The sequence below is a fragment of the Variovorax sp. FW301-JW7 genome (assembly GCF_058788795.1).
Window position 1 is genome coordinate 172,171 of sequence record NZ_JBYTBC010000007.1, and the last position, 23,538, is coordinate 195,708.

Below are 23,538 nucleotides of genomic sequence, written 5' to 3' on the forward strand. Positions count from 1 at the left end.
GAAAGAAGCAACATGCCCTTCGTCACCGACGATCCCAACATGCTCGACGACTGGCTCGTCGTCGGCCCCGCCAGCGGCTTGCCGCGCACGACGCGTCTGCTCGGCGACACCCTGCACCTGCACGCCGATGCCGACGGCACGCCGCACGCCCTCCTCGGCAACGACGCGCTGACCGTGCAGTCGCGCTACGGCTTCCTCTGGGTCTGCCCCAGCGGTCGCCCCGCACGGCCGCTGTTCGCCTTCCCCGAACACGACGAACCCGGCCGCCGCATCGTCGATTGCGGCGGGCTCGGCGTGGCCGTATCGGGCCTGCGCGTGATCGAGAACTTCCTGGACATGGCGCACTTTCCCTTCGTGCACCCCGACTACCTCGGCAAGGTGCCGCACACCGAAGTGGCGAAGTACAACGTCGAGGTCGACGCCGCCACCGACGAGATCTGGGCCACCGACTGCCGCTTCTGGCAGCCGCGCGCCTCGGCCGCCCACGACACGGGCAGCGAGGTGTTCTACAAGTACCGCGTGATGCAGCCCTTCTCGGCCATGCTCTACAAGTCGAGCCACCGGCCCGACAAGCTCGACGCCATCGGCCTCTTCTTGCAGCCTGTGGACGACGAGCACGTCATCGCCCATACGCTGCTGGCCTACTTCGACGACGTGTCGAGCGACACCGAGCTCATCGCCTTCCAGCACACGATCTTCGGGCAGGACAAGCCGATCCTGGAGAACCACGCCTTCAAGCGCATGCCGCTCGAAGGCCGCGCCGAAACGCCCACGCGCGGCGACACCACCTCCGTCACCTACCGCCGCTGGCTGCGCGAGCGTGGCATGCGCTTCGGCACCGCGAGGGCCGCCGCATGACCGTCAAACTCTACGACTACCCGCTCTCGGGCAACTGCTTCAAGGTGCGGCAGATGCTGCTGTGGCTCGGCGTGGACCACGCGAGCGTGCCGGTCGATTTCCACCCGGGCCGCGAACACAAGTCCGCCAGATTCCTCGCGCAGGTCAACCCGCTCGGCCAGCTCCCGGTGATCGACGACGAGGGCTTCGTGCTGCGCGACGCGCAGGCCATCCTGGTCTACCTGGCGAGCCGCTACGACGATGCACGGCAGCGCTGGTACCCCGCCGACCCGAAGCTGCGCGGCCAGGTCGCGATGTGGCTCGCCATGGCCGACGAGATCACGCGCACCGCCTCGGCCGCCCGGCTGCACGACGCGCTGGGCTACACGCACCTGGACATCGACGCCTGCCGGCGCGGCGCGCGCGCGGCCTTCCGCGTGCTCGACGACCACCTGGCCGAACAGCACGCCGCCACCGGCCTGCGCTGGCTCGTGGCCGCGACCGAGCCGACCATTGCCGACCTCGCCTGCTTTCCGTACGTGGCGCTGGCGGGCGAAGGCGGCATCTCGCTCGACGAGTTTCCCGCGCTGCGCCGCTGGGTCTGGGACTTTCGTCACCTGCCGGGCTTTGTGGGCATGTCGGGTATCTTCCCGGCTGGCCCCGCCTGAAGGCTCGCCTGAGTATCCTTGTCCCCTTCCGCTCTCTGAAGAACCGAATCCCATGAAAACCAAAGCCGCCGTCGCCTGGCAAGCAGGCCAACCCCTGACCATCGAAACCGTGGACCTCCAAGGCCCCAAGTTCGGTGAAGTGCTGGTCGAGATCAAGGCCACCGGCATCTGCCACACCGACTACTACACGCTCTCGGGCGCCGACCCCGAAGGCATCTTCCCCGCCATCCTGGGCCATGAAGGCGCGGGCATCGTGGTCGATGTCGGCCCCGGCGTCACCACGCTGAAAAAGGGCGACCACGTCATTCCGCTGTACACGCCCGAATGCCGCCAGTGCAAGTTCTGCCTGAGCCGCAAGACCAACCTGTGCCAACTGATCCGCGGCACGCAGGGCAAGGGCCTGATGCCCGACGCCACCAGCCGCTTCAGCCTCGACGGCAAGCCCATCTTCCATTACATGGGAACCAGCACCTTCAGCAACTACACGGTCGCGCCCGAGATCTCGCTGGCCAAGATCCGCGAAGACGCGCCCTTCGACAAGGTCTGCTACATCGGCTGCGGCGTCACCACCGGCATCGGCGCGGTGATCTTCACGGCCAAGGTCGAAGCCGGCGCGAACGTCGTGGTGTTCGGCCTGGGCGGTATCGGCCTGAACGTGATCCAGGGCGCCAAGATGGTGGGCGCCGACAAGATCATCGGCGTCGACCTGAACCCCGAGCGCGAAGCCATGGCCCGCCAGTTCGGCATGACGCACTTCATCAACCCCAAGACCACCGAGAACGTGGTCGATGCGATCGTTCAGCTGACCGACGGCGGCGCCGACTACAGCTTCGAGTGCATCGGCAACACGCAGGTGATGCGCCAGGCGCTCGAGTGCACGCACAAGGGCTGGGGCCGCAGCATCATCATCGGCGTGGCAGAGGCCGGCGCCGAGATCAGCACGCGCCCGTTCCAGCTGGTCACCGGCCGCAAGTGGGAAGGCTCGGCCTTCGGCGGCGCGCGCGGGCGCACCGACGTGCCGAAGATCGTCGACTGGTACATGGAAGGCAAGATCAACATCGACGACCTGATCACGCACACCATGCCGCTGGAAGACATCAACAAGGGCTTCGACCTCATGAAGCGCGGCGAGTCCATTCGCGGCGTCGTTCTGTACTGAGGCCGAGGAGGCGCCCGCCATGAACCGCATGGAACCCCTGCGCAGAATCGAAGCGGGCGTCCTCGAAGTCGCCTACTACGAAGCCGGCCCCGCCGACGGCCCGCCCGTGCTGCTGATGCACGGCTTTCCGTACGACATTCACACTTACGCCGAGGTCGCGCCGATGCTGGCCGCCCAAGGCTGCCGCGTGATCGTGCCGTACATGCGCGGCTACGGCGCCACGCGCTTCCTCGCCGACGCCACGCCGCGCTCGGGCGAACAGGCGGCGTTCGGCGCCGACCTGCTCGCGCTGCTCGACGCGCTGAAGATCGACCGCGCCGTGCTGGCCGGCTACGACTGGGGCGGCCGCGCCGCCTGCGTGGTGGCGGCGCTGTGGCCCGAACGCTGCGCGGGGCTGGTCTCGCTCAACAGCTACAACATCCAGAACATCGCGAAGGCGATGGAGCCGGACACGCCCGCCAACGAGCACAGCCTCTGGTACCAGTACTACTTCCACAGCGAACGCGGCCGCGCGGGTCTCGCGAAGGACCGCAAGGCCCTCACCAAACTGCTGTGGCAGCTGTGGTCTCCAACCTGGCGCTTCGACGACGCCACCTTCGAACGCAGCGCCGCCGCCTTCGACCACCCCGACTTCGTGGACGTGGTGATCCATTCGTACCGCCACCGCTTCGGCCTCGTGCCCGGCGACCCGGCCTATGCCGACATCGAACGCCGCCTTGCCGCGCAGCCGACGATCACCGTGCCCGCCATCACCTTCGACGGCATCGACGACGGCGTGCGACCGCCCGCCGATGCCTCGGCCCACGCGCACCGCTTCAGCGGGCCGCGTTCGCACCGCCTCGTGCCCCGCGCGGGCCACAACCTGCCGCAGGAAGCGCCGCGCACCTTCGCGGACGCCGTGCTTGAACTCGTGCCCGCACTGCGGAGCCAGACGACCTCTTCTTCATGACCGACACCGCCCCGACCCTTCTTTCCGAACACCACGCCTTCGGCGGCGTGCAGCGCTTCGTCGAGCACCGCTCGCACGAGATCGGCCTGCCGATGCGCTTCTCGGTCTACCTGCCGCCGCAGGCCGTGCACACGCGCGTGCCCGCCCTGCTCTACCTTGCCGGCCTGACCTGCAACGAAGAGACCTTCGCGGTGAAGGCCGGGGCGCAGCGCATGGCTGCGAGCCTGGGCGTTGCGCTGATCGCGCCCGACACCAGCCCGCGCGGCACGGAACCCGAAAGCCTGCCGGGCGCAAAAGACAGCTGGGACTTCGGCATCGGCGCCGGCTTCTACCTCGACGCCACCGCCGAGCCCTGGGCCACGCACTGGCGCATGGAAAGCTGGATCGTCCACGAGCTGCTGCCGCTGGTGGCCCGCCACTTTCCGGTCGACGGCGAGCGCATCGGCATCTTCGGCCACTCGATGGGCGGCCACGGCGCGCTCACGCTGGCGCTGCGGCACCCGGGGCGCTTCAAGTCGCTCTCGGCCTTCGCGCCGATCTGCGCGCCCACCCAGTGCCCGTGGGGCCAGAAGGCCTTCGCCGGCTACCTGGGCGAACCGGGCGACGATCGCGCGCAGTGGCTCGCGCACGACGCCAGCGCGCTGATGCAATCGCAGACCGTGGCGCCCTATCCGCAAGGCATCCTCATCGACCAGGGCCTGGCCGACAAATTCCTCGCCGAGCAGTTGCACCCCGAAGCCTTCGAGGCCGCCTGCTTCGCCGCCGGCCAACCGCTCACGCTGCGCCGCCACGCGGGCTACGACCACGGCTACTACTTCATCCAGAGCTTCATGGCGGACCACATCGCGCACCATGCGCAGACGCTGAACGGCTGAACGCCTGACCGCGAGCGACCGGCTCAGGGGCGGCGCGACTTCGCCCGCGCCAGGCTCTCGCGCGGCAACTCGCCGAAGCGCTCGCGGTAGTGCGCCGCGAAATCGCCCAGGTTGGCAAAGCCCCAGTGGCAGGCGATGTCGGCCACGCTCGCGCCGCCCACGGCATCGAGCAGTTCGTCCCGCGCGCGGTCGAGCCGGCGCTGCAGCACGAAGCGCATCGGCGACACGCCCAGGCGCTTGTCGAAGCCGCGCGACAACGCACGCGCCCCGACACCCACGGCCCGCGTGATGTCGCCCAGCGTGGGCAATTGGTCGAGGTGCGCCTCGATGTAGTCGATGGCGCGCTGCACCGCGCCGGGCGCCTCCGGGGTGCGGGCCAGCTGCTGCGATTGCGCATGCGGCCAGACCATCAGCAGCTCGAGCAATGCCGCCTCCTGCCAGCGGCGCTCCAGCACGGCACGCATCGGGTGCGCGACGGCAGGCACGGCGGCCAGCCGCGGCGCCAGGCCGGCCAGCCATTGCGCAGCCGGGCTGGCGCCGGGCACGTAGGCGTCGAAGCGCAGGCGTTGCGGGCGGTCGCTGCCGAGCAGCACGCGGCAGGCCTCGTCCATGTCGGCCATCGTGACGCGCAGGTTGACCAGCCGCATGTCGCTCGACATCGGAATCCGCCGCAGGTCGTCAGGGTCGAGGGCGCTGGCGTCGCCGACCTGCGCCGGCTGGCTGCCCACCGCGCTGCGGCCCTGCACGAGCAGCGCAAAGGCCCAGAAGTCGCGCTGCGTGATGTTGCGGGCCACCGCCGGGCAGCCGTACTGGATGCGAGAGACGTTCAGCCCGCCGAGGTCGAAGCCCGACAGCCGCAGGTCGATCTCGGCGCGCGGGCGCAGCTCCAGCGCATGCGCGCCGTAGAGCTGCGCCACATGCTGGCGCGCCGCATCGGGGTCGTGCGTGCGGAACGCGGCGCGCCAGCGTCCGGGCGGCGGTCCTTCGGCGGCGACAGGCAACGGCAGGGGCGACGGCATGGCGATGGCGGGCGGGGGCCGGGGATGGCAACAGGCGCATGCTGATCCCCAGGCCCCCGGGCGTCAATGCGCCAGGCCACCGCCGCTGTCGCCTGCGTCACACCCAGAAGCCGTACCGGTTCGAGGTGCGGCCCAGCACGCCGTAGACGGCATCGACCAGCGACTGGCCCCGGTCGTTCAGCAGCGTGCCCGGCCCCATGCGTGTCATCTGGTAGCCGAACGACATCTGCGCCTGCGGGTCGGCAAAGCCCAGGCTGCCGCCGAAACCGGCGTGGCCGAAGGCCTGAGGGCCCAGGATCGCCGAGTTGCCGGGCGCCCTCGCCCGGTTGTCCATGCCACCATGAAAGCCCAGCCCGAAGCGGCTCGCGAGCAGGGCCATGCGCTCGACCGGCGCGGCAGCATGGACCACGCCCAGCTGGGCCGTGTAGTCCTCCGGCAGCAGGCGCACGCCGTTCAACGCACCGCCGTTGGCCAGCGCCGCATACATCGTGGCGAGCCCGCGCGCGTTCGTCACGCCGCCGGCCGCGGGAATCTCGGCCTGCAGCGACGCCTTCGTGTTGTACGCGGGCGGCGAGTCGGGCGGCAGGCCGAGCCAGCCGCCGACATTGAAGAACATGGCCGCCTGCATCGAGGCCGGGTCGCGCGCGATCGCCTGGGCCACGGGATCAACCGGCAGCACCTCGGTGGCCGCCATCATCGGCGCGACGCGCGGCAGCACGGCTTCCGGCGTGCCGATCCAGAAGTCGATGCCCAGCGGCGCCGCCACGTGCCTGGCGAAGAAGGTGCCGAGCGACAGGCCGCTCACCCGCTTGACCAGCTCGCCGACCAGCCAGCCGAAGGTCATGCCGTGGTAGCCGTGGGCCGTGCCCGGTTCCCACCAGGGCGTGGTCGCCGCGAGCAGGCCGCTCATGTAGTCGGGATCGGCCCAGCCGCCGGGCCGCACCGGGGTGCTGAACGGAATGGCCGCCAGCCCGGCCGCATGCTGCAGCAGCATCCGCACGGTGATGACGTCCTTGCCCTTCTCGGCGAACTCGGGCCAGTAGTAGGCGACCCACTTGTCGAGGTCGAGCTGGCCCTGCGCCACGAGCATGTGCGCGCACAACGCCGTCGCGCCCTTGGTGCACGAGAACACCAGCGACACGTCGTCGCGCGCCCAGGGCACCGAGGGCCTGGCGGCCAGCGTGTCGGAGTGGCCGCCCCACAGGTCCACCACCGGCACGCCCTTGACGGTGACGGCGAGCGAGGCGCCGATCTCGCGGCGGTCGCGGAAGTTCGCCACGAAGGCGTCGAGCACCGGCTGGTAGGCCGGCGCCACATGGCCGCTCACGAGGCCGCCGTCGGGCAGCGGCTGAACCACCGGCGGGTTGACGGGCGCGATCCATATCGGGTTTTCGCCGGCGGACGCGCCGCCGCAGGCGTTCAGCGCACCGGCAGCGGCGGCGCCCAGCAGCGCGGCGCCGCCGCGCGAAAGAAAGTGCCGCCGGCTGGCGGTCGAGGTGTCGGTCATCCGTGTCTCCAACCTCGCCTCAAACGGGCGAGTGCGAGGCAGTGTCAAAAGGCGCGGCGGCGGCGTCTACCGCCCCACGGACCCGCGCTGTCGCCGGACGGAACCGCTGCGCGTGGCTATCATGGTCCGCATGTCCGCCGCCCAGATTCCTGCCTTCCAGCTGCGCTCGCGCGATGGCGGCGCCGAGGAGAGCATGGTGCTCGCGGGCATCTGGCGCCGCGCTTGGGTGTCGGCCAACCGCGGCGCCGTCCACGTCGAGCCCATCGGCCACTGGCTGCGGCGCGTGCAGACCGAATTCATCCCGCCCGCCGACGTGGTGCTGGCCGAGCGCGACGGCCAGGTGCTGGCCTTCATGGTGCTGCTCACGGCGCGCGAGTACGTGGCCCAGCTCTTCGTCGAGCCGCACCTGCGCAGCCAGGGCCTGGGCAAGGCGCTGCTCGACGAGGCCTGCGTGCGCATGCCGCACGGCTGGCGTCTGCACGTGGCCGTCACCAACACCGAGGCGCAGCGCTTCTACGAACGCTACGGCCTCGTGCGCGGCGTGGTCGACCGCCACCCCGGCAGCGGACGCGAACGCATCGCCTACCATTGGTCGCCCAGCCGCGCGCCCTGGCGCACGGGTTGACACCCTCCGCACTTCCTTCCTGCCCCATGCGCATCCGCATCGACCACATCGCCCTCTGGACCACCGACCTCGAACGCTGCAAGCGCTTCTACGTCGACTACTTCGGCGCCACCGCCGGCGCCGGCTACGTCAACCCGGCCAAGGGCTTCGCCTCGTGCTTCCTGAGCCTGGGCGACGGCGCGCGCATCGAGGCCATGACCACGAGCACCCAATCGCCCGTCGTCGCCGAGGCCGGCGCGCAGCGCATGGGCTGGACGCACCTGGCGATCTCGGTCGGCTCCGACGCCGAGGTCGATGCGCTCACGCAACGGCTGAAGGCCGACGGCTATCCGCTGCTCGACGGCCCGCGCCGCACCGGCGACGGCTACTACGAGAGCGTGGTGCTCGACCCGGACGGCAACCGCATCGAGATCACGTCATGAGCGCATTCGTCCAGAGCCTGCACGAGACCTTCGAACGCCTCGGCCGCATCGAGACCCGTCGCATGTTCGGCGGCCACGGCGTGTGGCACGAGGGCCGCATGATCGCGCTCGTCGCCAAGGACACGCTGTACCTCAAGTCCGATGCCGGCAGTGCCGCGCACTTCGATGCACTGAACCTACCGCCCTTCACCTACGTGCGCGCGGGCAAGGAGATGCCGATGTCGTACCGACTGGCGCCGGCCGACCTGTTCGAAGACCGCGAGGAAGCCGCGCGCTGGGGCCGCCTGGCCTACGAAGCCGCGCTGCGTTCGGGCCAGCCGCCGAAGCCGAAGAAGCCCAAACCCAAGACACCCCCCAAGGCCGCGAAAGCGAAGACCCGGTGAACGACCAGAACAACAACCACAGCCACCGACTCCCCCCGCTTCCCGAGCGCGAACAGATCGCGCTGCTCGACCCCTTCGACAGCCTCGACCTGAAAGACATCGTGGTCGTCAGCTCGCTGGCCGAGGCCGAGCGCGCCGCCGACGAATTGCTCGACGCCGGCGTGGCGGGCTTCGACACCGAATCGCGCCCCACCTTCGCGAAGAACGAAGTGTCGACCGGCCCGCACGTGGTGCAGTTCGCCACGCGCGACACGGCCTGGCTGTTCCAGCTGCACCGCGACGAATGCAACCCCGTGGTCGCGGGCCTGCTCGCGTCCACCGAGTTGCGCAAGGTCGGCTTCGGGCTCTCGAGCGATCTGTCGCTGATCCGCCTGCGGCTGGCGATTGCGCCGCAGGCCGTGTTCGACATCGACGACGAATTCCGCCGGCGCGGCTACCGCCGCTCGGTGGGCGTGAAGACGGCGGTGGCGCTGATGTTCAACCGCCGCTTCGCCAAGTCGCGCAAGGCGACCACCTCGAACTGGGCGCACAAGCAGCTCAGCGAATCGCAGATCCGCTACGCGGCCAACGACGCCTATGCGTCGCTGCGCGTGTTCGACGCGCTCTTTCCGAACGACTGAGGGAAGCCTTCCGTCAGTCGCCCCCCGCTTCGAGGATCGCCTGCGCCAGCCGCGCCGGGTTCGAGAAGAACATCTCGTGGCTGCCCGGGCACTCCACGAGCCGGAACAACCCCAGCCGCTCCGACAGCCGCGGATGCCACGGCAGGCTGTGCGGCAGCGCCGTGTCCTGCTGGCAGTTGACGTACGACTTGCCCAGCGCCAGCGCCGCCAGCGGCTGCTTCAGCTGGATCTTGTCGGTGAAGGTGCGGTACGGGTGCGGGTTGAGCTTGTCGTAGGCGGACTGCGCCAGCGCGAGGTCGGCGTCGTTGATGAAGGCCTCGCGCCAGATCTCGAAGGGCAGCATCACGGCGTTCTTGTTGGCCGCAGCCACTGCGTCGAACATGGTCACGTAATGCGGCGGCACCATGTCGTTGAGCGCCTCGCCGTCGAGCGGCACGAAGGCGTTGATGTAGACCAGCCGCCGCAGCCGCGCCGCGATGCGGTCGGCCACGCCCGAGATCACCATGCCGCCGTAGCTGTGGCCCACGAGCCGCACCTGCGTGAGGTCCTGGCCCTCGATGAAGCGGACCACCGAGGCGATGGCGTCGGCCAGGCCGGTGCCCGCGCGGTCGTCGCCGGGGTTGTTGCCCGCCACGGTGGGGCAATGCACGGTGTGACCGGCCGCGCGCAGGCCGTCGGCCACGGCCTCCATTTCGGCGCCGGTGTGCCAGGCGCCGTGAACCAGAACATAGGTGTCGGACATGGGTGTCTCCTTCGTTGGATGCGTCGTTGGGGAATGAACCGAGGGCGACTGTAGAAAAAGCGTTGCGTCGCGGATGGCCGCTGCCTGCCAGGGCGATGGCCGATTCGCGCCACCGGTCTTTTTGTGCCGCAGGTTGCCTCGATTCAATAATTCAAATATACTTGAATAATGGAAGAAAACGATGTGGTCCGCGCCTTGGGCGCACTCGCGCAACCCGTGCGCCTGCGGGTGTTCCGTGCCTTGGTGGTCGCCGGGCCCGACGGGCTGACGCCGGGTGCGCTGACCGAAGCGCTAGAGGTGTCGGCGACGGGGCTGTCCTTTCACCTCAAGGAACTGGTGAACGCGAGCCTCGTCTCGCAGGAGCGCCAGGGGCGCAACCTCATCTACCGCGCGTCGTTCGAGCGGATGAACGGCCTGCTCGGCTACCTCACCGAGAACTGCTGCCAAGGGGAAGCCTGTCTTCCGGCGACCACCTGCGACTGCTGACCATGAAAGCTTGTGCTGTTGCACGCAGCGTGCGTGCGCTCTGGCGTGCTCCCGCCGACGGGGCACCTTGCTCCGCGAATGTCCTCCGGCCTGCGGCCTCCCCCTTGATTTCGTTGCGCAAGGCACCCCATCGGCGTGAGCGTTGGGCAGTGCAGTCGTTGATCGGCGAGCACCACCAGCAGCGCGCCCCTGTGCACGCGCCCTGAAAAAATGACCACCGCCCTCCTCATCTTCGCCAGCACATTGCTGCTCGTCATCTGGCAACCACGCGGCCTCGGCATCGGCTGGAGCGCCTCGCTGGGCGCCGTGGTGGCACTGCTCCTCGGCGTGGTGCAGCTCACCGACATCCCCGTCGTCTGGGCCATCGTCTGGAACGCCACCGCGACCTTCATCGCCGTCATCCTCATCAGCCTGCTGCTCGACGAAGCCGGCTTCTTCGAGTGGGCGGCCCTGCACGTGGCCCGCTGGGGACGCGGCAACGGCCGGCGGCTGTTCGCCTTCATCGTGCTGCTGGGCGCGGCGGTCTCGGCCCTCTTTGCCAACGACGGCGCGGCGCTGATCCTCACGCCCATCGTGATGGCGATGCTCGCGGCGCTCGGCTTCACGCCGGCGACCACCCTGGCCTTCGTCATGGCGGCGGGCTTCATCGCCGACACGGCCAGCCTGCCGCTGATCGTGTCGAACCTCGTGAACATCGTGTCGGCCGACTTCTTCGGCATCGGCTTCAACGCGTACGCCTCGGTGATGGTGCCCGTCAACGTCGCCGCTGTGCTCGCGAGCCTGGGCGTGCTGCTGTGGTGCTTCCGGCGCGACATTCCCGCGCACTACGACATGGCCCGCCTCAAGCAACCCGCCGATGCGATCCGCGACCGCGACACCTTCCGCGCCGGCTGGGTCGTGCTCGCGCTGCTGCTCGTGGGCTTCTTCGGCCTGGAGCCGCTGGGCGTGCCGGTGAGCGCCGTGGCCGCCTTCGGCGCCGTGATCCTGCTCGCGGTGGCGGCGCGCGGCCCGGTGATCGGCACGCGCCAGGTGCTGCGCGGCGCGCCCTGGCAGATCGTCGTCTTCTCGCTGGGCATGTACCTCGTGGTCTACGGGCTGCGCAACGCCGGGCTCACCGGCCAGATCGCCACGCTGCTGAACCTGTTCGCGCAAGGCGGCGTCTGGGGCGCGGCCATGGGCACCGGCTTTCTCGCGGCCGTGCTCTCCTCGGTCATGAACAACATGCCGACCGTGTTGGTCGGTGCGCTGTCGATCGAGGCCTCGGGCGCGGTCGGACTCGTGAAGGAGGCCATGGTCTATGCCAACGTGATCGGCTGCGACCTCGGCCCGAAGATCACGCCCATCGGCAGCCTCGCCACGCTGCTGTGGCTGCACGTGCTCTCTAAAAAGGGCATGACCATCACCTGGGGCCACTACTTCCGCATCGGCATCGTGCTGACCCTGCCCGTGCTGGCCGCGACGCTCGCCGCGCTGGCGCTGCGGCTCAGCCTGGGCTGACCCATTTTTCCTTCTTCTCCAACGAGCCTGCCATGAGCGACATCACGATCTATCACAACCCCGCCTGCGGCACCTCGCGCAACGTGCTCGCGCTGATCCGCAACACCGGCGACGAGCCCACCGTCATCGAGTACCTGAAGACCCCGCCCGACCGCGCCACGCTCACGCAGCTGATCGCGGCGATGGGCGTGCCCGTGCGCGAGGTGCTGCGCCAGAAGGGCACGCCGTACGACGAACTGGGCCTGGGCGATCCCAAGTGGAGCGACGAACAGCTCGTCGACTTCATGTTGCAGCACCCGATCCTCATCAACCGCCCCATCGTCGTCACGCCGCTGGGCACGCGCCTGTGCCGGCCTTCGGAGGCCGTGCTCGACATCCTGCCCAAGCCGCAGCAAGGCGCGTTCGCCAAGGAAGACGGCGAAGCCGTGATCGACGCGAAAGGCCAGCGTGTCGCCAAGCCCTGACCTGCCCCACGTCGACGCCGATGCGTTCCATGTTCCCCGCCTGCAGGCGCTTCTGCCCACCGCACGCGCCACGCATGCGCCGCGCATCCTGCTGCTGTACGGCTCGCTGCGCGAACGCTCCTACAGCCGCCTGCTGACCGAAGAAGCCGCGCGCCTACTGCGCGCGATGGGCGCCGAGCCCCGCATCTACGACCCGCGCGGCCTGCCCCTGCCCGACGGCGAACCCGAAGACCATCCGAAGGTGCAGGAGCTGCGCGATCTCGCGCAATGGGCCGAGGGCATGGTGTGGACCTCGCCGGAGCGCCACGGCGCAATGACCGGGATCATGAAGGCGCAGATCGACTGGATTCCGCTGGCCGTCGGCTCGGTGCGGCCCACGCAGGGCAAGACGCTCGCGGTGATGGAGGTGTCGGGCGGCTCGCAGTCGTTCAATGCGGTGAACCAGCTGCGCGTGCTGGGCCGATGGATGCGCATGATCACCATCCCCAACCAGTCGTCGGTGGCCAAGGCCTTCCTCGAGTTCGACGACGCGGGCCGCATGAAGCCCTCGCCCTACTACGAGCGCGTGGTCGACGTGATGGAAGAGCTGGTGAAGTTCACGCTGCTCACGCGCGACTGCGCGGACCACCTGGTCGATCGCTACAGCGAGCGGCGCGAGAGCGCGGAAGCGTTGTCGAAGCGAGTGAATCTGCGCAGCATTTAGTCACAGCCCAGGCAAGCTTCTTGCAACGGGGACGCCCGTTGCCCGGGCAACTCCCATGGCGGCGCGCGGCGCACCCACGTAGATTCCAGCGTAGAAAAAAGCGTCCGTTTCCGTCGCTTTCCCCACTTTGGCCCCGCAGGAGTGTCCATGGACGCATGGTCGAGTCAGCAACTGTCCCCGCTGTACAGGCGCGAGGTCTTCCGCTCGCGCGAGGCCGAAGAGACCGACGCGCACGTGGCGCGCGAACTGAAGCCGCACCGCAGCGCGTGGGGCGCGGGCGATGTCGATGCCGTCTTCTGCCGCGCCGAGATGAGCGCACTGTCGCTGTGCATCCTGCGCTACGGCTGCGACGTCGACATCGAGCCCGATGCGCTCGGCAACTTCGTGCTGGTGCAAATGCCGCTGCGCGGCCGCGCCGACATCCACACCGGCGGGCAGACGCTGCAGATCCACCCCGGCCAGGGCGCCATCATTTCCGCCCACAAGCCGGTGCGCCTGCGCTGGCACGCCGACTGCGAACAGCTGATGCTGAAAATCGAGCTCAGCCGCCTGCAGGAGGTGGCGCGCCATGCCTTCGCGCTGCGCGGTGGCGACACCGTCGGCGAGATCGATTTCGACATGCCCCTGCGCCTGGACGACGCGGCGGGCACACAGTGGTGCCGCATGGTGGCGAGCCTGGCTTCGCTGCTGCCGCCCACCGAGTTCGAGCGTTACGACCCGCGTTGGCTCGCGCACTGCGAAGACAACCTCATGCTCTACCTGCTGTGCCACCGGCCCAATTCGGTGCTGCAGCGGCATGCCGACGCGCAGCGCGGCACCGAGGAAACCAGCCTGAGGCAATTGCGCCGGGCCGAGGAGTTCATGCGCGAGCGGCTCGACGCGCTGCTGTCGCTCGAAGAGGTGGCCCAGGCCGCGGGCGTCACGCGCCGCGGCCTCGCCCTGCTCTTCAGGCGCCACCGCGACCTGTCGCCCGGCGAGGTGCTGCGCAACATGCGGCTCGATGCCGCGCACGCGCAACTGACGCGGCACGACGGCGCCAGCGTCACCGAGGTGGCGCTGAACTGCGGCTTCTCGCACCTGAGCCGCTTTGCCGCCTGCTACCGCGAGCGCTTCGGGCAGCTGCCGCGCGACACCTCGCGCGACCCCGCGCGGCTGCCCGCCGCGCGGCACTGAACGCACATCCTCAGGACTTCATCGCGCACTGCGCGGCGGTGCGGTCCTGGTAGCGCTCCAGCACGGTGCCGATCACCTTGTTGGCGATGCGCCCGCTGCCGTCCTTCGCAACCACGCGCAGGTAGTAGTTCTGGATCGGGAAGTTGTTGGGGCCGTAGCGGAAATCGCCGCGCACCGACTTGTAGTTGGCCGCCTTGATCGCCTTGAGCAGTGCGGGCTTGTCGGCCACCTTGCCGCCGACGTCGCGCACGGCCGCATCCATCGCCATGAGCACGTCATAAGCCTGGCCGGCATAGAACGACGGATTGCGCCCGTTGTTCTGCTGGCGGAACGCGGCCACGAAGCGCTGGTTGGCGGGGTTGTCGAGGTCGAACGACCAGTGCGCGGTGTTGAACAGGCCCAGCATCGGCTCGCCGACGGCGGGGATCATGTCCTCGTCGGCCGAGAAGGCGGTGGAGATCAGCGCCACGTCTTTCGACAGCCCCGCGCCGACGAACTGCTTGATGAAGCTCACGCCCATCGCGCCGGGCAAAAAGAAGTACAGCGCATCGGGCTTCGACGCACGGATCTGCGCCAGCTCCGCCGAGTAGTCGAGCTGCCCGAGCTTGGTGTACAGCTCGTCGCCCACGGCGCCCTTGAAGGTGTGCTTGAAGCCGTTGATGGCGTCCTTGCCGCCGGGGTAGCTGGGCGCGATCATCGCGACCTTCTTGAAGCCCTTGTCGCTCGCGAACTTGCCGGCCGACTCGTAGTACGCGTCGTTCGGGTACGAGGCGCCGAAGAAGTACGGGTTGCAGCGCGCGCCCGAGTAGTCGCTCGGGCCGGTGTTGCTCGACAGGTAGGGCACCTTGGCGGCGAAGAGCGGCGGGCCGACGGCCAGCGCGACCGACGAGCCGACGGGCCCGGTGAACAGGTCGATCTTGTCGCGCAGCAGCATGCGCTCGACCACCTGGCGCGCCATCTCGGGGTTGCCGGCCGTGTCGGCCTCGACGAACTCCACCGGCACGCCGCCGAGCTTGCCGCCCAGCTGCTTCATGGCCACGGCGAAACCGGCCTTCGCCTCGGCGCCGCCGACGGCGAAGGGGCCGGACAGGTCCATCGCCAGGCCGACTTTCACGGTCTGTGCCTGCGTGGGTAAAGCCAGCGCGCCCACCAGGACGGTGAGCGCGCACAAGACGGATCGGGGCGTGGCCTGCGACATGAAAGGTCTCCTCGGGGTGAGTTCGTTGAACGTGGGGGGCAGCAGCAAATGCAGGGCGCAGTCTCTGTGCGGTGGCGGCGCCCCGCTATCCGTTTCGTGCGGCGCAAACCGCTGCACGAAATGGACAGACAACGCCCCGGCGCGCTCCCCAGAATCGCCGCCGACCCCACCACTTCAAGAGACGAACCGATGAGCGACACCATCGACATCCCGGCCGGCGACGGCACCCAGACCTTTCGCGGCTACCTGGCCCTGCCGGCCTCGGGGCGCGGCCCCGGCATCGTGCTGTGCCAGGAGATCTTCGGCGTCAATGCCTATGTGCGCGAGGTGGCCGACCTCTACGCCGAAGAAGGCTACGTGGTGCTCGCGCCCGACCTGTTCTGGCGCATGGAGCCCGGCGTCGATCTGGGCTACTCACCCGAAGACTGGCAGCGCGCTTTCGGCTTCTTCCAGAAGTTCGACATCGCCGCCGGCGTGGCCGACGTCACGGCGAGCGTGAAGGCGCTGCGCGCACACCCGGCCTGCACCGGCAAGGTCGGCGCGCTGGGCTTCTGCCTCGGCGGCAAGCTGGCCTACCTGGCCGCCGCGCACTCGGGCGTGGACGCGGCCGTGGGCTATTACGGCGTGGGCATCGAAGGCGCGCTCGACCTCGTGCCGCAAATCGAATGCCCGATCGCCCTGCACTTCGCGGAACTCGATCAGTTCTGCCCGCCCGAGGCGCGTGCCCAGGTGCTCGAAGCCTTTGCCGGCCAGCCCGATGCGCAGATGTACGTGTACCCCGGCGTCGACCATGCGTTTGCGCGCACCGGCGGCGACCATTTCGACAAGCCCTCCACGCTCATGGCGCACCAGCGCTCGATGGCGTTGTTCAAGGACGCGATCGGCCCGGTGTACGACCTCTCGGCGCTGTGGGACAAGCACTGCGAGTACGAGTTCGCCACGCGCGACGTGGTCGCCACCATGGCCACGATGGTGGGCGAGCCCTACGTGAACCACATCCCGACCATGACCGGCGGCGTGGGCGCGAAGGAACTGTCGCGCTTCTACAAGCACCACTTCATTCCGAGCACGCCGCCCGACACGCGGCTCACGCCGATCTCGCGCACGGTGGGCGCCACGCAGATCGTGGACGAGATGCTGTTCAGCTTCACCCACACGGTCGAGATCGACTGGCTGCTCCCGGGCATCGCGCCCACCGGCAAGCCGGTGGAGATCCCGCTCGTGGCCATCGTGAAGTTCCGCGGCGACAAGCTCTACCACGAGCACATCTACTGGGACCAGGCCAGCGTGCTGGTGCAGATCGGCCTGCTCGATCCGAAGGGCCTGCCGGTGGCCGGCGCCGAGACGGCGCGCAAGCTGGTCGACGAAACGCAGCCGTCGAACACGCTGATGCCGCGCTGGGAAAAATCGACCGGCCTCACCATCGCCGACCCGGCGCTGCCCCTGGGATGAGCCACGCCGCCGACATGCTGGCGCTGGTCGTGGACGCGGTCACGCCGCTCACACCGGCCATCAAGGCCTTCGTGCTGCGCTCGGCCAGCGGCGAGCCGCTGCCGCCGTTCACGCCGGGCGCGCACCTGGGCGTGCAGGTGGTGCAGGCCAACGGCCACCCGGGCCAGCGCGCCTATTCGCTCGCCAAGCCGCACGACGGCTCGGACCGCTGCGAGATCGCCGTGCTGTGCGAACCGCAGGGCGCGGGCGGCTCGGCCTGGATGCACGCGTTGCAACCCGGCGCCGCGCTGGCTGCGCACGCACCGCGCAACGACTTCGCCTTGCACGCGGGCAGCGCGCCGCCGCTGCTCATCGCGGGCGGCATCGGCATCACGCCGCTGCTGTGCATGGCACGCTCGCTCGCGGCCGAAGCGCGCCCCTTCGACTTCGTCTATGCCACGCGCAGCGAAGACGCCACGGCCTACCTGCACGAGGTGCGCGCGCTCGGCGGCACCGTGGTGCATGACGGCGGCGACCCGGCGCGCGGCCTCAACCTGCGCGCGCTGCTGGCCGCGCCCGTCCCCGGTCGCCACCTGCATGTGTGCGGCCCGCGCGGCATGGTGCAGGCCGTGGTCGACACCGCCCGCACGCTCGGCTGGCCCGACGACCACGTGCACTTCGAACTCTTCGCCGGTGCCATCGAGCAGGCGGGCGACGCGCCCTTCGAGGTGCGCACGCTGCGCTCGGGCAAGACGCTGACCGTGGCGCCCGACCAGAGCCTGCTCGACGTGCTCATCGCCGCCGGTCTGGACCCGCTGTACGACTGCCGCCAGGGCGACTGCGGCGTGTGCGTGGTGGACGTGGTCGAGGGCGTGCCCGACCACCGCGACCACAACCTCAGTCCGCGCGAGAAGGCGGACGGCAAGACCCTGTGCACCTGCGTGTCGCGCGCCAAGACGCCGCACCTGGTGCTCGACATCTGATGACGTTTCAGGAGACCCACCCGATGAATTCCGTGATCCCCATCATCCCCATCGCGGCGACAAAGCCGATCGACATCCAGTCGCTCGTGCAGCCCGACCGCGTGCACAAGCGCGTCTACACCGACCCCGCCATCTTCGAGCTGGAAATGGACCGCGTGTTCGGCCAGGCTTGGATCTACGTCGGCCACGAGAGCCAGGTGCCCAAGCCCGGCGACTACTTCACCACCCGCCTGGGCCGCGAGCCCGTGGTGATGGTGCGGCACACCGACGGCCAGGTGCACGTGATGTTCAACCGCTGCCCGCACAAGGGCGCCAAGCTCGTGCCCGACGGCAGCGGCAGCGCCGGCAAGTTCCTGCGCTGCCTGTACCACGGCTGGACCTTCAAGTGCGACGGCAGCCTGCTGTCGGTGCCGCTGCGCAGCGGCTACGAATGCACCGCGCTCGACCTGAAGGACCCGCAGTACGGCGTGCGCAAGGTGGCGCGCGTGGCTTCGCACCGCGGCTTCGTGTTCGCCAGCCTGTCGGAAGACGGACCGGAATTGAAAGAATTCCTGGGCGGCGTGGCCACGTCGCTCGACAACTTCTGCGACCGCGCGCCCGAGGGCGAAGTGGAAGTGGCGGGCGGCGTGCAGCGCGTGATCCAGCGCAACAACTGGAAGATCTTCTTCGAGAACCTGCACGACACCATCCACGCCGTGGCCACGCACGAGTCGTCGTGGCGCGCGGCCAAGGAAGAGCACGAGGCCATGCCGGCCGGCACGCCCAAGCCCTTCGAGGTGGTGATCGTCGACGGCAACGGCGAGCCGCTGGAGTTCTGGGAGAAGCTGGAGCTCAAGGGCTACGACCACGGCCACGGCTTCATGGAAGGCATCTTCGTGCCGCCGACCGATCCGGTGAGCCTGGCCTACGTGGCCTCGCTCGAAGCCGCGAAGGGCGCCGAAGAGGCCGATGCGATCCTGCGCGTGAACCGGCACAACACCATCGTGTACCCGAGCTGCTCGCCGCACACCTCGTTCCAGCAGATCCGCGTGATCCGGCCGCTGTCGGTGGACCGCACGCTGGTCGAGATCTTCAGCTTCCGGCTCAAGGGCGCACCGGAGGCCACCTTCCAGCGCACGCTCAAGTACACCAACATCGTCAACTCGCCCTCGTCGAACGTGATGCCCGACGACCTGGAGGCCTACAACCGCGTGCAGGAAGGCCTGGGCTCCGACGGCGGCGACTGGGTGAGCATGCACCGCGCTGCGGGGCGCGACCAGCCGCTGCCGGGCGGGCGCGCGTCCAACGGCAACAGCGAGATGCCCTCGCGCAACATGTTCGCGGCGTGGGCCGGGTACATGGGCGTCGACACGGGTGCACAGACCAACGAACACGCCGGGAGCGCCGAATGAACTTCCGCGACTGGAACGAACAGCAGGACCTCACGCAGTTCCTGCACCACGAGGCCCGCCTGCTCGACGAGCACCGCTGGGACGAATGGCAGAAGCTCTTCACGCCCGACGGCCTGTACTGGGTGCCGCTGGTGCACGGCCAGGCCGACCACCTCAACCATGCGTCGCTGTTCTGCGAAGACGCGCTGCTGCGCTCGATGCGCGCGCGGCGGCTCGAGCAGGCGCGCGCCTACTCGCAGCAGCCGCCCACGCGCACCGTGCACGTGCTGGGCAACATCGCGCTCGAATCGCGCGACAACGCGGGCTGCACCGTGCGCTCGACCTTCCTGCTGCTGGAGTGGCGCAAGACCGAACAGCGCACCTTCGGCGGCAGCGTGCTGCACACGCTGCGCCGCGCCGACGACGGCTGGCGCATCCAGACCAAGCGCATCGACCTCGTCAACTGCGACGCGCCGCACGAAGCCCTGCAGGTGTTCCTGTGAAGGCCGCGCTGCTGGCCATGCACTACCAGAACGACGTGCTGCACGTCGACGGCAAGGTGCGCGTGGGCGTGGCCGCCGACGACCCCGCGCGCCCGCGCCTCATCGCCTCGGCCGCGCGGCTCATCGCCGGGGCGCGCGCGAACGGCGTGCCGGTGATCTTCGTGCGCATCGCCTTCGCGCCGGACTACGCCGACTGCCTGCGCAACTGCACGCTGTTCCGCCGCGTGGCCGAGAGCGGCGCGGTGCAGGAAGGCAGCTGGGGCGCCGGGTTCTACGACGAGCTCGCGCCCTTGCCGGGCGAAGCCGTGGTCACCCACAAGCGCAACAACCCCTTCTGGGCCAGCGGGCTCGAAGAGGCGGTGCGCACCACCGGCGCCAGCCGCCTGTACGTGGCCGGCATTGCCACCAACCACGTCGTCGAGCACGGCGCACGCCATGCGAGCGACCTGGGCTACGACGTGGCCGTGGTCGCCGACGCCTGCAGCACCGCGCAGGCGCACCTGCAGGCAGCCAGCCTCGAAACCCTGGCGATGCTCGCGGACGTGGTGCGCGTGGACGATGCCGTCGCACAGATGGGAGGCCGCGCATGACCCCGCTGCAAGGCAAGGTCGCCGTCGTGACGGGCGCCGCCGCACTGCTGGGCAGCGCCATCGTGCGCGCCTTCGTGCAGGCCGGCGCGCGCGTGGTGGCGGTCGACATCGACACGGCGCGCGGTGCCGCCTTGGCGGCCGACGTGGGCGCGGGCTGCCGCTTCGTCGCCTGCGACATCGCCTCCGACGACGCACTCGATGCGCTCGTGGCCGGCACGCTGCGCACCGAAGGCCGCATCGACTTCCTCATCAACAACGCCGTGGTCTACGGCGATGCAGGCCTGGAGGCCGCGCGCGCCGACTGGCTGGCCGCGCTGAACGTCAACCTCGTCTCGGGCGCGATGCTGGTGCAGAAGACCGCCGACGCGCTGGCCGCGCACGGCGGCGCCATCGTGAACATGGGCAGCGTCGGCGGCAAGTTCGGCGCGGCGGGCCGGGCGCTGTACCCGGCGGCCAAGGCCGCCATCCTGCAGCTCACGCGCAACCAGGCCGCCACGCTGGCGCCCCGCGGCGTGCGGGTGAACTCGGTGTCGCCGGGCTGGACCTGGTCGGACGCGCTGTCGCGCATGACGAACGGCGACCGCGCACGCGCCGACCGCGTCGGCGCGCCGATGCACCCGCTGGGCCGCGTGGGCGACGGCGACGACGTGGCGCAGGTGGTGCTGTTCCTGTGCTCGGACGCGGCGCGCTTCGTCACCGGCGCGGACATCCCGGTCGACGGCGGCTTCTCGATGCTGGGGCCCGACCAGGGGCGGTCGGCACGCGACTGGTTCGGGGCGTAGCCGCCGTTCAGCCGCGCGACTGCCGCAGCGCCCCCGGCGTGCCGCCCAGGTGCCGGCGGCACAGGCGCACGAAGTGCGAGGCGTCGGCCAGCCCGACGCGCAGGCCGATCTGCGCCACGCTCAGGCGGTCGAAGCGTGCGTCGGCCAGCATGCGCTGCGCCACCTGCATGCGGCAGGCGGCCAGCGCGTTGGCGAAAGTGGTGGTGCCATCCCCTGCCCCTTCCGCGAGGCAGCGGTGCAGGCTGCGCTCCGAAATGCCGAGCCCCTGCGCCACGGCCGCGGCCGTGAGGCCCGGCTCGGCATGGCGCTCGCGGGTGGCGTCGAGCACGCGCTGGCGCAGGGCGGCGCGGCCGCACGGGTCGGGCATGGCCGCGCCGCCGGTCGGGCCAAGCGCCAGGGCCAGCAGGCCGCCGAGCTGGTCGGCCAGCAGCGCCGCCGGCAGCGGCGGCCGCAGGGCCACCTCGGGCGACAGCGCCTGCGCGAAGCCGCTGAGCGCCGCGCCCCAGCCGCTGTGGCCGTCGATGCGGCGCGCCACGTGGTCGCCGGCGTCGGGCAGCCACGACTCGACCCACGCGGTCGGCAGCTCGATCGACACCGTGTCGGCCGACTGCTGCAGGTGAAAGGCGTAGCAGCGCCGCGAATCGACCAGCACCGCGTCGCCGGGCAGCAGGCGCGCCGAGCGCTCTTCCTGCACCGCGACCCAGGGCGAGTCGGCCTTGCACAGCAGGTAGTAGAAGTTGTGGCGGCTGTGGGCGATGGCGCGGCGGGTGCGGTACACGTCCTGCGCGCTGCCGCGCACGCGGTTCACGTGCAGCGGCCCGAGGGGCGCGGATTCGAGCGAGGCGCCGAAGCGGCCGGCCAGCGGGCTGGTCACGTCCATTTCGAGAAAGCCTTCGCAGACCGCGCCGATCCAGTAGTCCAGCCGCTGCGGCGGCGGCACGGTGTCGGTCGACCAGGTGTGGATCGCAGCAGGGGCTGCGGGCATGGCGGCGGAAGTCATCCCGCCAACATAGCCAGCCCGGGCCCGTTTGCCAAGCGGGTATAGACGCCCTCCGACGCCGCACCGCGCGGGCGCCCGGCACAATGGCCCGCTTCATCCACCGCACACGCACGAAGGGCCCGACACACATGAGCAAGCAAAGCGATTTCGGATTGATCGGCCTGGCCGTGATGGGACAGAACCTGGTGCTGAACGTGGAAAGCCGCGGCTTCCAGGTCAGCGTCTACAACCGCACCGAGGCCACCACCGAGGCCTTCATTGCCGCCAACCCCGGCAAGAAGCTCGTGGGCACGAAGACGCTCGAGGAATTCGTCCAGAGCCTGGCCAAGCCCCGCAAGATCCAGATCATGGTGAAGGCCGGCGCGCCGGTCGACCAGGTGATCGAACAGCTGATTCCCCTGCTCGACAAGGATGACATCGTCATCGACGGCGGCAACAGCCTGTACACCGACACCGAGCGCCGCGACGCCTACCTGAGCAGCAAAGGCCTGCGCTTCATCGGCGCGGGCGTGTCGGGCGGCGAGGAAGGTGCGCGCAAGGGGCCGTCGATCATGCCGGGCGGGCCGCTCTCCACGTGGGAGGTGATGAAGCCGATCTTCGAGAGCATCGCGGCCAAGGTGGACGGCGAGCCCTGCGTGATCCACATCGGCCCGGGCGGCGCGGGCCACTACGTAAAGATGGTGCACAACGGCATCGAGTACGGCGACATGCAGCTGATCTGCGAGGCCTACAGCCTGTTCAAGGCGGCCGGCTTCACGACCGACGAGATGGCCGCCATCTTCAACGAATGGAACGAGGGCGAGTTGCAGAGCTACCTGATCCAGATCACCGCCAAGGCGCTCGAACAGAAAGACCCGGAGACGGGCCAGCCGATCATCGACCTCATCCTCGACAAGGCCGGCCAGAAAGGCACGGGCCAGTGGACGCTGCTGAACGCGGCCGAGAACGCGGTGGTCATCAGCACCATCAACGCCGCCGTCGAGGCGCGCGTGCTGTCGTCGCAGAAGAAGGCGCGCGTGGCGGCCAGCCAGCTGCTGCACGGGCCGGTGCCCGCGCTGTCGCTCGAGAAGCAGGCGCTGGTGGCCAAGGTGCACGACGCGCTCTATGCCTCGAAGGTCATCAGCTACACGCAGGGCTTCGACCTCATCCAGACGATGGGCGAGAAGAAGGGCTGGAAGCTCGACCTGGGCGGCATCGCCTCGATCTGGCGCGGTGGCTGCATCATCCGCGCGCGCTTTTTGAACCGCATCACCGACGCCTTCCGCACCGACCCGGCGCTGGGCAACCTGATGCTCGACCCGTTCTTCCAGGACCTGCTGAACCGCACGCAGCAGAACTGGCGCGAGGTGGTGGCGCTGGCAGTGAGCAACGGCATTCCGGTGCCGGCCTTCAGCGCCTCGCTGGCCTACTACGACAGCTACCGCACGGCGCGCCTGAGCGCGAACCTGCTGCAGGCGCAGCGCGACTTCTTCGGGGCGCACACGTACGAGCGCGTGGACAAGCCCGAAGGCCAGTTCTTCCACACCGACTGGCCCGAAGTCATCGGCTGAAC

General features: G+C 69.6%; 26 protein-coding genes. 21 read left to right on the forward strand and 5 right to left on the reverse strand.

What is annotated here, in order from left to right:
- Window positions 1–12 precede the first annotated feature (12 nt).
- Genes AC3WQM_RS20225 through fghA form a run of 5 tightly spaced genes read left to right on the forward strand, consistent with a single transcriptional unit; the run spans window position 13 to window position 4,488 of the window.
- A complete protein-coding gene (locus tag AC3WQM_RS20225) occupies window positions 13–858 on the forward strand; it encodes an aromatic ring-hydroxylating dioxygenase subunit alpha (RefSeq protein ID WP_492681150.1) in 846 nt (281 codons plus the stop codon).
- The gene (locus tag AC3WQM_RS20230) at window positions 855–1,505 is read left to right on the forward strand and encodes a glutathione S-transferase family protein (RefSeq protein WP_492681152.1); all 651 of its coding nucleotides are present in this window, start codon (window positions 855–857) and stop codon (window positions 1,503–1,505) included. The genes AC3WQM_RS20225 and AC3WQM_RS20230 overlap by 4 nt, the downstream gene beginning before the upstream one ends.
- Before the next feature lie 52 nt (window positions 1,506–1,557).
- Window positions 1,558–2,664 carry an S-(hydroxymethyl)glutathione dehydrogenase/class III alcohol dehydrogenase gene (locus tag AC3WQM_RS20235; protein WP_070059685.1) on the forward strand — a complete coding sequence of 369 codons (1,107 nt, stop codon included), beginning with the start codon at window positions 1,558–1,560 and terminating at the stop codon, window positions 2,662–2,664.
- Between the two features lie 19 nt (window positions 2,665–2,683).
- Window positions 2,684–3,613, forward strand: coding sequence for an alpha/beta fold hydrolase (locus tag AC3WQM_RS20240; RefSeq protein WP_492681154.1), 930 nt, complete (start codon window positions 2,684–2,686; stop codon window positions 3,611–3,613).
- Window positions 3,610–4,488 (forward strand): S-formylglutathione hydrolase, encoded by an 879-nt coding sequence (gene fghA, locus AC3WQM_RS20245; RefSeq protein ID WP_492681156.1) that lies wholly within the window; start codon window positions 3,610–3,612, stop codon window positions 4,486–4,488. Before AC3WQM_RS20240 ends, fghA begins: the two co-directional genes overlap by 4 nt.
- A 23-nt stretch (window positions 4,489–4,511) precedes the next feature.
- On the opposite strand, the gene AC3WQM_RS20250 is transcribed toward fghA, so the two are convergent.
- Together AC3WQM_RS20250 and AC3WQM_RS20255 are read right to left on the reverse strand one after the other, a co-directional pair.
- Window positions 4,512–5,507, reverse strand: coding sequence for an AraC family transcriptional regulator (locus tag AC3WQM_RS20250; protein WP_492681158.1), 996 nt, complete (start codon window positions 5,505–5,507; stop codon window positions 4,512–4,514).
- Between the two features lie 97 nt (window positions 5,508–5,604).
- Window positions 5,605–7,014, reverse strand: coding sequence for a serine hydrolase domain-containing protein (locus tag AC3WQM_RS20255; RefSeq protein WP_492681160.1), 1,410 nt, complete (start codon window positions 7,012–7,014; stop codon window positions 5,605–5,607).
- A 130-nt stretch (window positions 7,015–7,144) separates the two neighbouring features.
- On the opposite strand from AC3WQM_RS20255, the gene AC3WQM_RS20260 reads away from it, so the two are divergent.
- Genes AC3WQM_RS20260 through AC3WQM_RS20275 form a run of 4 tightly spaced genes read left to right on the forward strand, consistent with a single transcriptional unit; the run spans window position 7,145 to window position 9,064 of the window.
- The gene (locus tag AC3WQM_RS20260) at window positions 7,145–7,639 is read left to right on the forward strand and encodes a GNAT family N-acetyltransferase (RefSeq protein ID WP_492681162.1); all 495 of its coding nucleotides are present in this window, start codon (window positions 7,145–7,147) and stop codon (window positions 7,637–7,639) included.
- A gap of 26 nt (window positions 7,640–7,665) precedes the next feature.
- Window positions 7,666–8,061: a VOC family protein gene (locus AC3WQM_RS20265; RefSeq protein ID WP_489057503.1), complete on the forward strand. Its 396-nt coding sequence runs from the start codon at window positions 7,666–7,668 to the stop codon at window positions 8,059–8,061.
- The gene (locus AC3WQM_RS20270; protein WP_492681164.1) at window positions 8,058–8,444 is read left to right on the forward strand and encodes a TfoX/Sxy family protein; all 387 of its coding nucleotides are present in this window, start codon (window positions 8,058–8,060) and stop codon (window positions 8,442–8,444) included. Before AC3WQM_RS20265 ends, AC3WQM_RS20270 begins: the two co-directional genes overlap by 4 nt.
- Window positions 8,441–9,064: a 3'-5' exonuclease gene (locus AC3WQM_RS20275; RefSeq protein WP_492681166.1), complete on the forward strand. Its 624-nt coding sequence runs from the start codon at window positions 8,441–8,443 to the stop codon at window positions 9,062–9,064. The genes AC3WQM_RS20270 and AC3WQM_RS20275 overlap by 4 nt, the downstream gene beginning before the upstream one ends.
- Before the next feature lie 13 nt (window positions 9,065–9,077).
- On the opposite strand, the gene AC3WQM_RS20280 is transcribed toward AC3WQM_RS20275, so the two are convergent.
- On the reverse strand, window positions 9,078–9,806 hold the full coding sequence (locus tag AC3WQM_RS20280; RefSeq protein WP_492681168.1) for an alpha/beta fold hydrolase: 729 nt from the start codon (window positions 9,804–9,806) through the stop codon (window positions 9,078–9,080).
- A 168-nt stretch (window positions 9,807–9,974) separates the two neighbouring features.
- On the opposite strand from AC3WQM_RS20280, the gene AC3WQM_RS20285 reads away from it, so the two are divergent.
- From AC3WQM_RS20285 to AC3WQM_RS20305, 5 genes are all read left to right on the forward strand, one after another.
- Window positions 9,975–10,292: an ArsR/SmtB family transcription factor gene (locus tag AC3WQM_RS20285; protein WP_447742848.1), complete on the forward strand. Its 318-nt coding sequence runs from the start codon at window positions 9,975–9,977 to the stop codon at window positions 10,290–10,292.
- A gap of 210 nt (window positions 10,293–10,502) precedes the next feature.
- Window positions 10,503–11,789, forward strand: a complete 1,287-nt coding sequence (locus AC3WQM_RS20290; RefSeq protein ID WP_492681170.1) for an arsenic transporter — start codon at window positions 10,503–10,505, stop codon at window positions 11,787–11,789.
- Between the two features lie 32 nt (window positions 11,790–11,821).
- Window positions 11,822–12,253: an arsenate reductase (glutaredoxin) gene (gene arsC, locus AC3WQM_RS20295; protein WP_307694280.1), complete on the forward strand. Its 432-nt coding sequence runs from the start codon at window positions 11,822–11,824 to the stop codon at window positions 12,251–12,253.
- The gene (gene arsH / locus AC3WQM_RS20300; protein WP_492681172.1) at window positions 12,237–12,956 is read left to right on the forward strand and encodes an arsenical resistance protein ArsH; all 720 of its coding nucleotides are present in this window, start codon (window positions 12,237–12,239) and stop codon (window positions 12,954–12,956) included. The genes arsC and arsH overlap by 17 nt, the downstream gene beginning before the upstream one ends.
- A 147-nt stretch (window positions 12,957–13,103) precedes the next feature.
- Entirely contained in the window at window positions 13,104–14,129 is a 1,026-nt protein-coding gene (locus AC3WQM_RS20305; RefSeq protein ID WP_492681174.1) for an AraC family transcriptional regulator, read from the forward strand.
- Between the two features lie 10 nt (window positions 14,130–14,139).
- Here the strand turns inward: AC3WQM_RS20305 and AC3WQM_RS20310 are convergent, their stop codons facing one another.
- Window positions 14,140–15,327, reverse strand: a complete 1,188-nt coding sequence (locus AC3WQM_RS20310; protein ID WP_095950622.1) for an ABC transporter substrate-binding protein — start codon at window positions 15,325–15,327, stop codon at window positions 14,140–14,142.
- Window positions 15,328–15,516: 189 nt separating this feature from the next.
- Here AC3WQM_RS20310 and AC3WQM_RS20315 point away from each other — a divergent pair, with 189 nt between their 5' ends.
- The 6 genes from AC3WQM_RS20315 to AC3WQM_RS20340 are packed head-to-tail and all read left to right on the forward strand — an operon-like array spanning window position 15,517 to window position 20,986.
- Entirely contained in the window at window positions 15,517–16,779 is a 1,263-nt protein-coding gene (locus AC3WQM_RS20315; RefSeq protein WP_492681176.1) for a dienelactone hydrolase family protein, read from the forward strand.
- Entirely contained in the window at window positions 16,776–17,741 is a 966-nt protein-coding gene (locus AC3WQM_RS20320; protein ID WP_492681178.1) for a PDR/VanB family oxidoreductase, read from the forward strand. Before AC3WQM_RS20315 ends, AC3WQM_RS20320 begins: the two co-directional genes overlap by 4 nt.
- 23 nt (window positions 17,742–17,764) lie before the next feature.
- Window positions 17,765–19,132: an aromatic ring-hydroxylating dioxygenase subunit alpha gene (locus tag AC3WQM_RS20325; protein ID WP_492681180.1), complete on the forward strand. Its 1,368-nt coding sequence runs from the start codon at window positions 17,765–17,767 to the stop codon at window positions 19,130–19,132.
- Window positions 19,129–19,614, forward strand: a complete 486-nt coding sequence (locus tag AC3WQM_RS20330; RefSeq protein ID WP_492681182.1) for an aromatic-ring-hydroxylating dioxygenase subunit beta — start codon at window positions 19,129–19,131, stop codon at window positions 19,612–19,614. The genes AC3WQM_RS20325 and AC3WQM_RS20330 overlap by 4 nt, the downstream gene beginning before the upstream one ends.
- Complete coding sequence (locus tag AC3WQM_RS20335) at window positions 19,611–20,204, forward strand: cysteine hydrolase family protein (protein ID WP_492681184.1); 594 nt, start codon at window positions 19,611–19,613, stop codon at window positions 20,202–20,204. Before AC3WQM_RS20330 ends, AC3WQM_RS20335 begins: the two co-directional genes overlap by 4 nt.
- A complete protein-coding gene (locus tag AC3WQM_RS20340; protein WP_492681186.1) occupies window positions 20,201–20,986 on the forward strand; it encodes an SDR family oxidoreductase in 786 nt (261 codons plus the stop codon). Before AC3WQM_RS20335 ends, AC3WQM_RS20340 begins: the two co-directional genes overlap by 4 nt.
- Before the next feature lie 7 nt (window positions 20,987–20,993).
- Here AC3WQM_RS20340 and AC3WQM_RS20345 read toward each other — a convergent pair whose 3' ends face one another.
- Window positions 20,994–21,986 carry an AraC-like ligand-binding domain-containing protein gene (locus AC3WQM_RS20345; RefSeq protein ID WP_492681188.1) on the reverse strand — a complete coding sequence of 331 codons (993 nt, stop codon included), beginning with the start codon at window positions 21,984–21,986 and terminating at the stop codon, window positions 20,994–20,996.
- A gap of 128 nt (window positions 21,987–22,114) precedes the next feature.
- Between AC3WQM_RS20345 and gnd the strand changes: the two genes are divergently transcribed.
- Window positions 22,115–23,536 (forward strand): decarboxylating NADP(+)-dependent phosphogluconate dehydrogenase, encoded by a 1,422-nt coding sequence (gene gnd, locus AC3WQM_RS20350; protein WP_492681190.1) that lies wholly within the window; start codon window positions 22,115–22,117, stop codon window positions 23,534–23,536.
- The last annotated feature ends 2 nt before the right edge of the window (window positions 23,537–23,538 follow it).

Excerpts from the sequence above, each read along its gene's own strand:
- AC3WQM_RS20280 (WP_492681168.1), bottom strand. The coding sequence starts at position 9,806 with ATGTCCGACACCTATGTTCTGGTTCACGGCGCCTGGCACACCGGCGCC.
- AC3WQM_RS20230 (WP_492681152.1), top strand. The coding sequence starts at position 855 with ATGACCGTCAAACTCTACGACTACCCGCTCTCGGGCAACTGCTTCAAG.
- fghA (WP_492681156.1), top strand. The coding sequence starts at position 3,610 with ATGACCGACACCGCCCCGACCCTTCTTTCCGAACACCACGCCTTCGGC.
- AC3WQM_RS20340 (WP_492681186.1), top strand. The coding sequence starts at position 20,201 with ATGACCCCGCTGCAAGGCAAGGTCGCCGTCGTGACGGGCGCCGCCGCA.
- AC3WQM_RS20285 (WP_447742848.1), top strand. The coding sequence starts at position 9,975 with ATGGAAGAAAACGATGTGGTCCGCGCCTTGGGCGCACTCGCGCAACCC.
- AC3WQM_RS20225 (WP_492681150.1), top strand. The coding sequence starts at position 13 with ATGCCCTTCGTCACCGACGATCCCAACATGCTCGACGACTGGCTCGTC.
- AC3WQM_RS20290 (WP_492681170.1), top strand. The coding sequence starts at position 10,503 with ATGACCACCGCCCTCCTCATCTTCGCCAGCACATTGCTGCTCGTCATC.
- AC3WQM_RS20315 (WP_492681176.1), top strand. The coding sequence starts at position 15,517 with ATGAGCGACACCATCGACATCCCGGCCGGCGACGGCACCCAGACCTTT.
- AC3WQM_RS20325 (WP_492681180.1), top strand. The coding sequence starts at position 17,765 with ATGAATTCCGTGATCCCCATCATCCCCATCGCGGCGACAAAGCCGATC.
- AC3WQM_RS20255 (WP_492681160.1), bottom strand. The coding sequence starts at position 7,014 with ATGACCGACACCTCGACCGCCAGCCGGCGGCACTTTCTTTCGCGCGGC.
- AC3WQM_RS20310 (WP_095950622.1), bottom strand. The coding sequence starts at position 15,327 with ATGTCGCAGGCCACGCCCCGATCCGTCTTGTGCGCGCTCACCGTCCTG.
- AC3WQM_RS20345 (WP_492681188.1), bottom strand. The coding sequence starts at position 21,986 with ATGACTTCCGCCGCCATGCCCGCAGCCCCTGCTGCGATCCACACCTGG.
- AC3WQM_RS20330 (WP_492681182.1), top strand. The coding sequence starts at position 19,129 with ATGAACTTCCGCGACTGGAACGAACAGCAGGACCTCACGCAGTTCCTG.
- arsC (WP_307694280.1), top strand. The coding sequence starts at position 11,822 with ATGAGCGACATCACGATCTATCACAACCCCGCCTGCGGCACCTCGCGC.
- AC3WQM_RS20235 (WP_070059685.1), top strand. The coding sequence starts at position 1,558 with ATGAAAACCAAAGCCGCCGTCGCCTGGCAAGCAGGCCAACCCCTGACC.
- gnd (WP_492681190.1), top strand. The coding sequence starts at position 22,115 with ATGAGCAAGCAAAGCGATTTCGGATTGATCGGCCTGGCCGTGATGGGA.
- AC3WQM_RS20270 (WP_492681164.1), top strand. The coding sequence starts at position 8,058 with ATGAGCGCATTCGTCCAGAGCCTGCACGAGACCTTCGAACGCCTCGGC.
- AC3WQM_RS20260 (WP_492681162.1), top strand. The coding sequence starts at position 7,145 with ATGTCCGCCGCCCAGATTCCTGCCTTCCAGCTGCGCTCGCGCGATGGC.
- AC3WQM_RS20265 (WP_489057503.1), top strand. The coding sequence starts at position 7,666 with ATGCGCATCCGCATCGACCACATCGCCCTCTGGACCACCGACCTCGAA.
- AC3WQM_RS20320 (WP_492681178.1), top strand. The coding sequence starts at position 16,776 with ATGAGCCACGCCGCCGACATGCTGGCGCTGGTCGTGGACGCGGTCACG.
- AC3WQM_RS20240 (WP_492681154.1), top strand. The coding sequence starts at position 2,684 with ATGAACCGCATGGAACCCCTGCGCAGAATCGAAGCGGGCGTCCTCGAA.
- AC3WQM_RS20305 (WP_492681174.1), top strand. The coding sequence starts at position 13,104 with ATGGACGCATGGTCGAGTCAGCAACTGTCCCCGCTGTACAGGCGCGAG.
- AC3WQM_RS20250 (WP_492681158.1), bottom strand. The coding sequence starts at position 5,507 with ATGCCGTCGCCCCTGCCGTTGCCTGTCGCCGCCGAAGGACCGCCGCCC.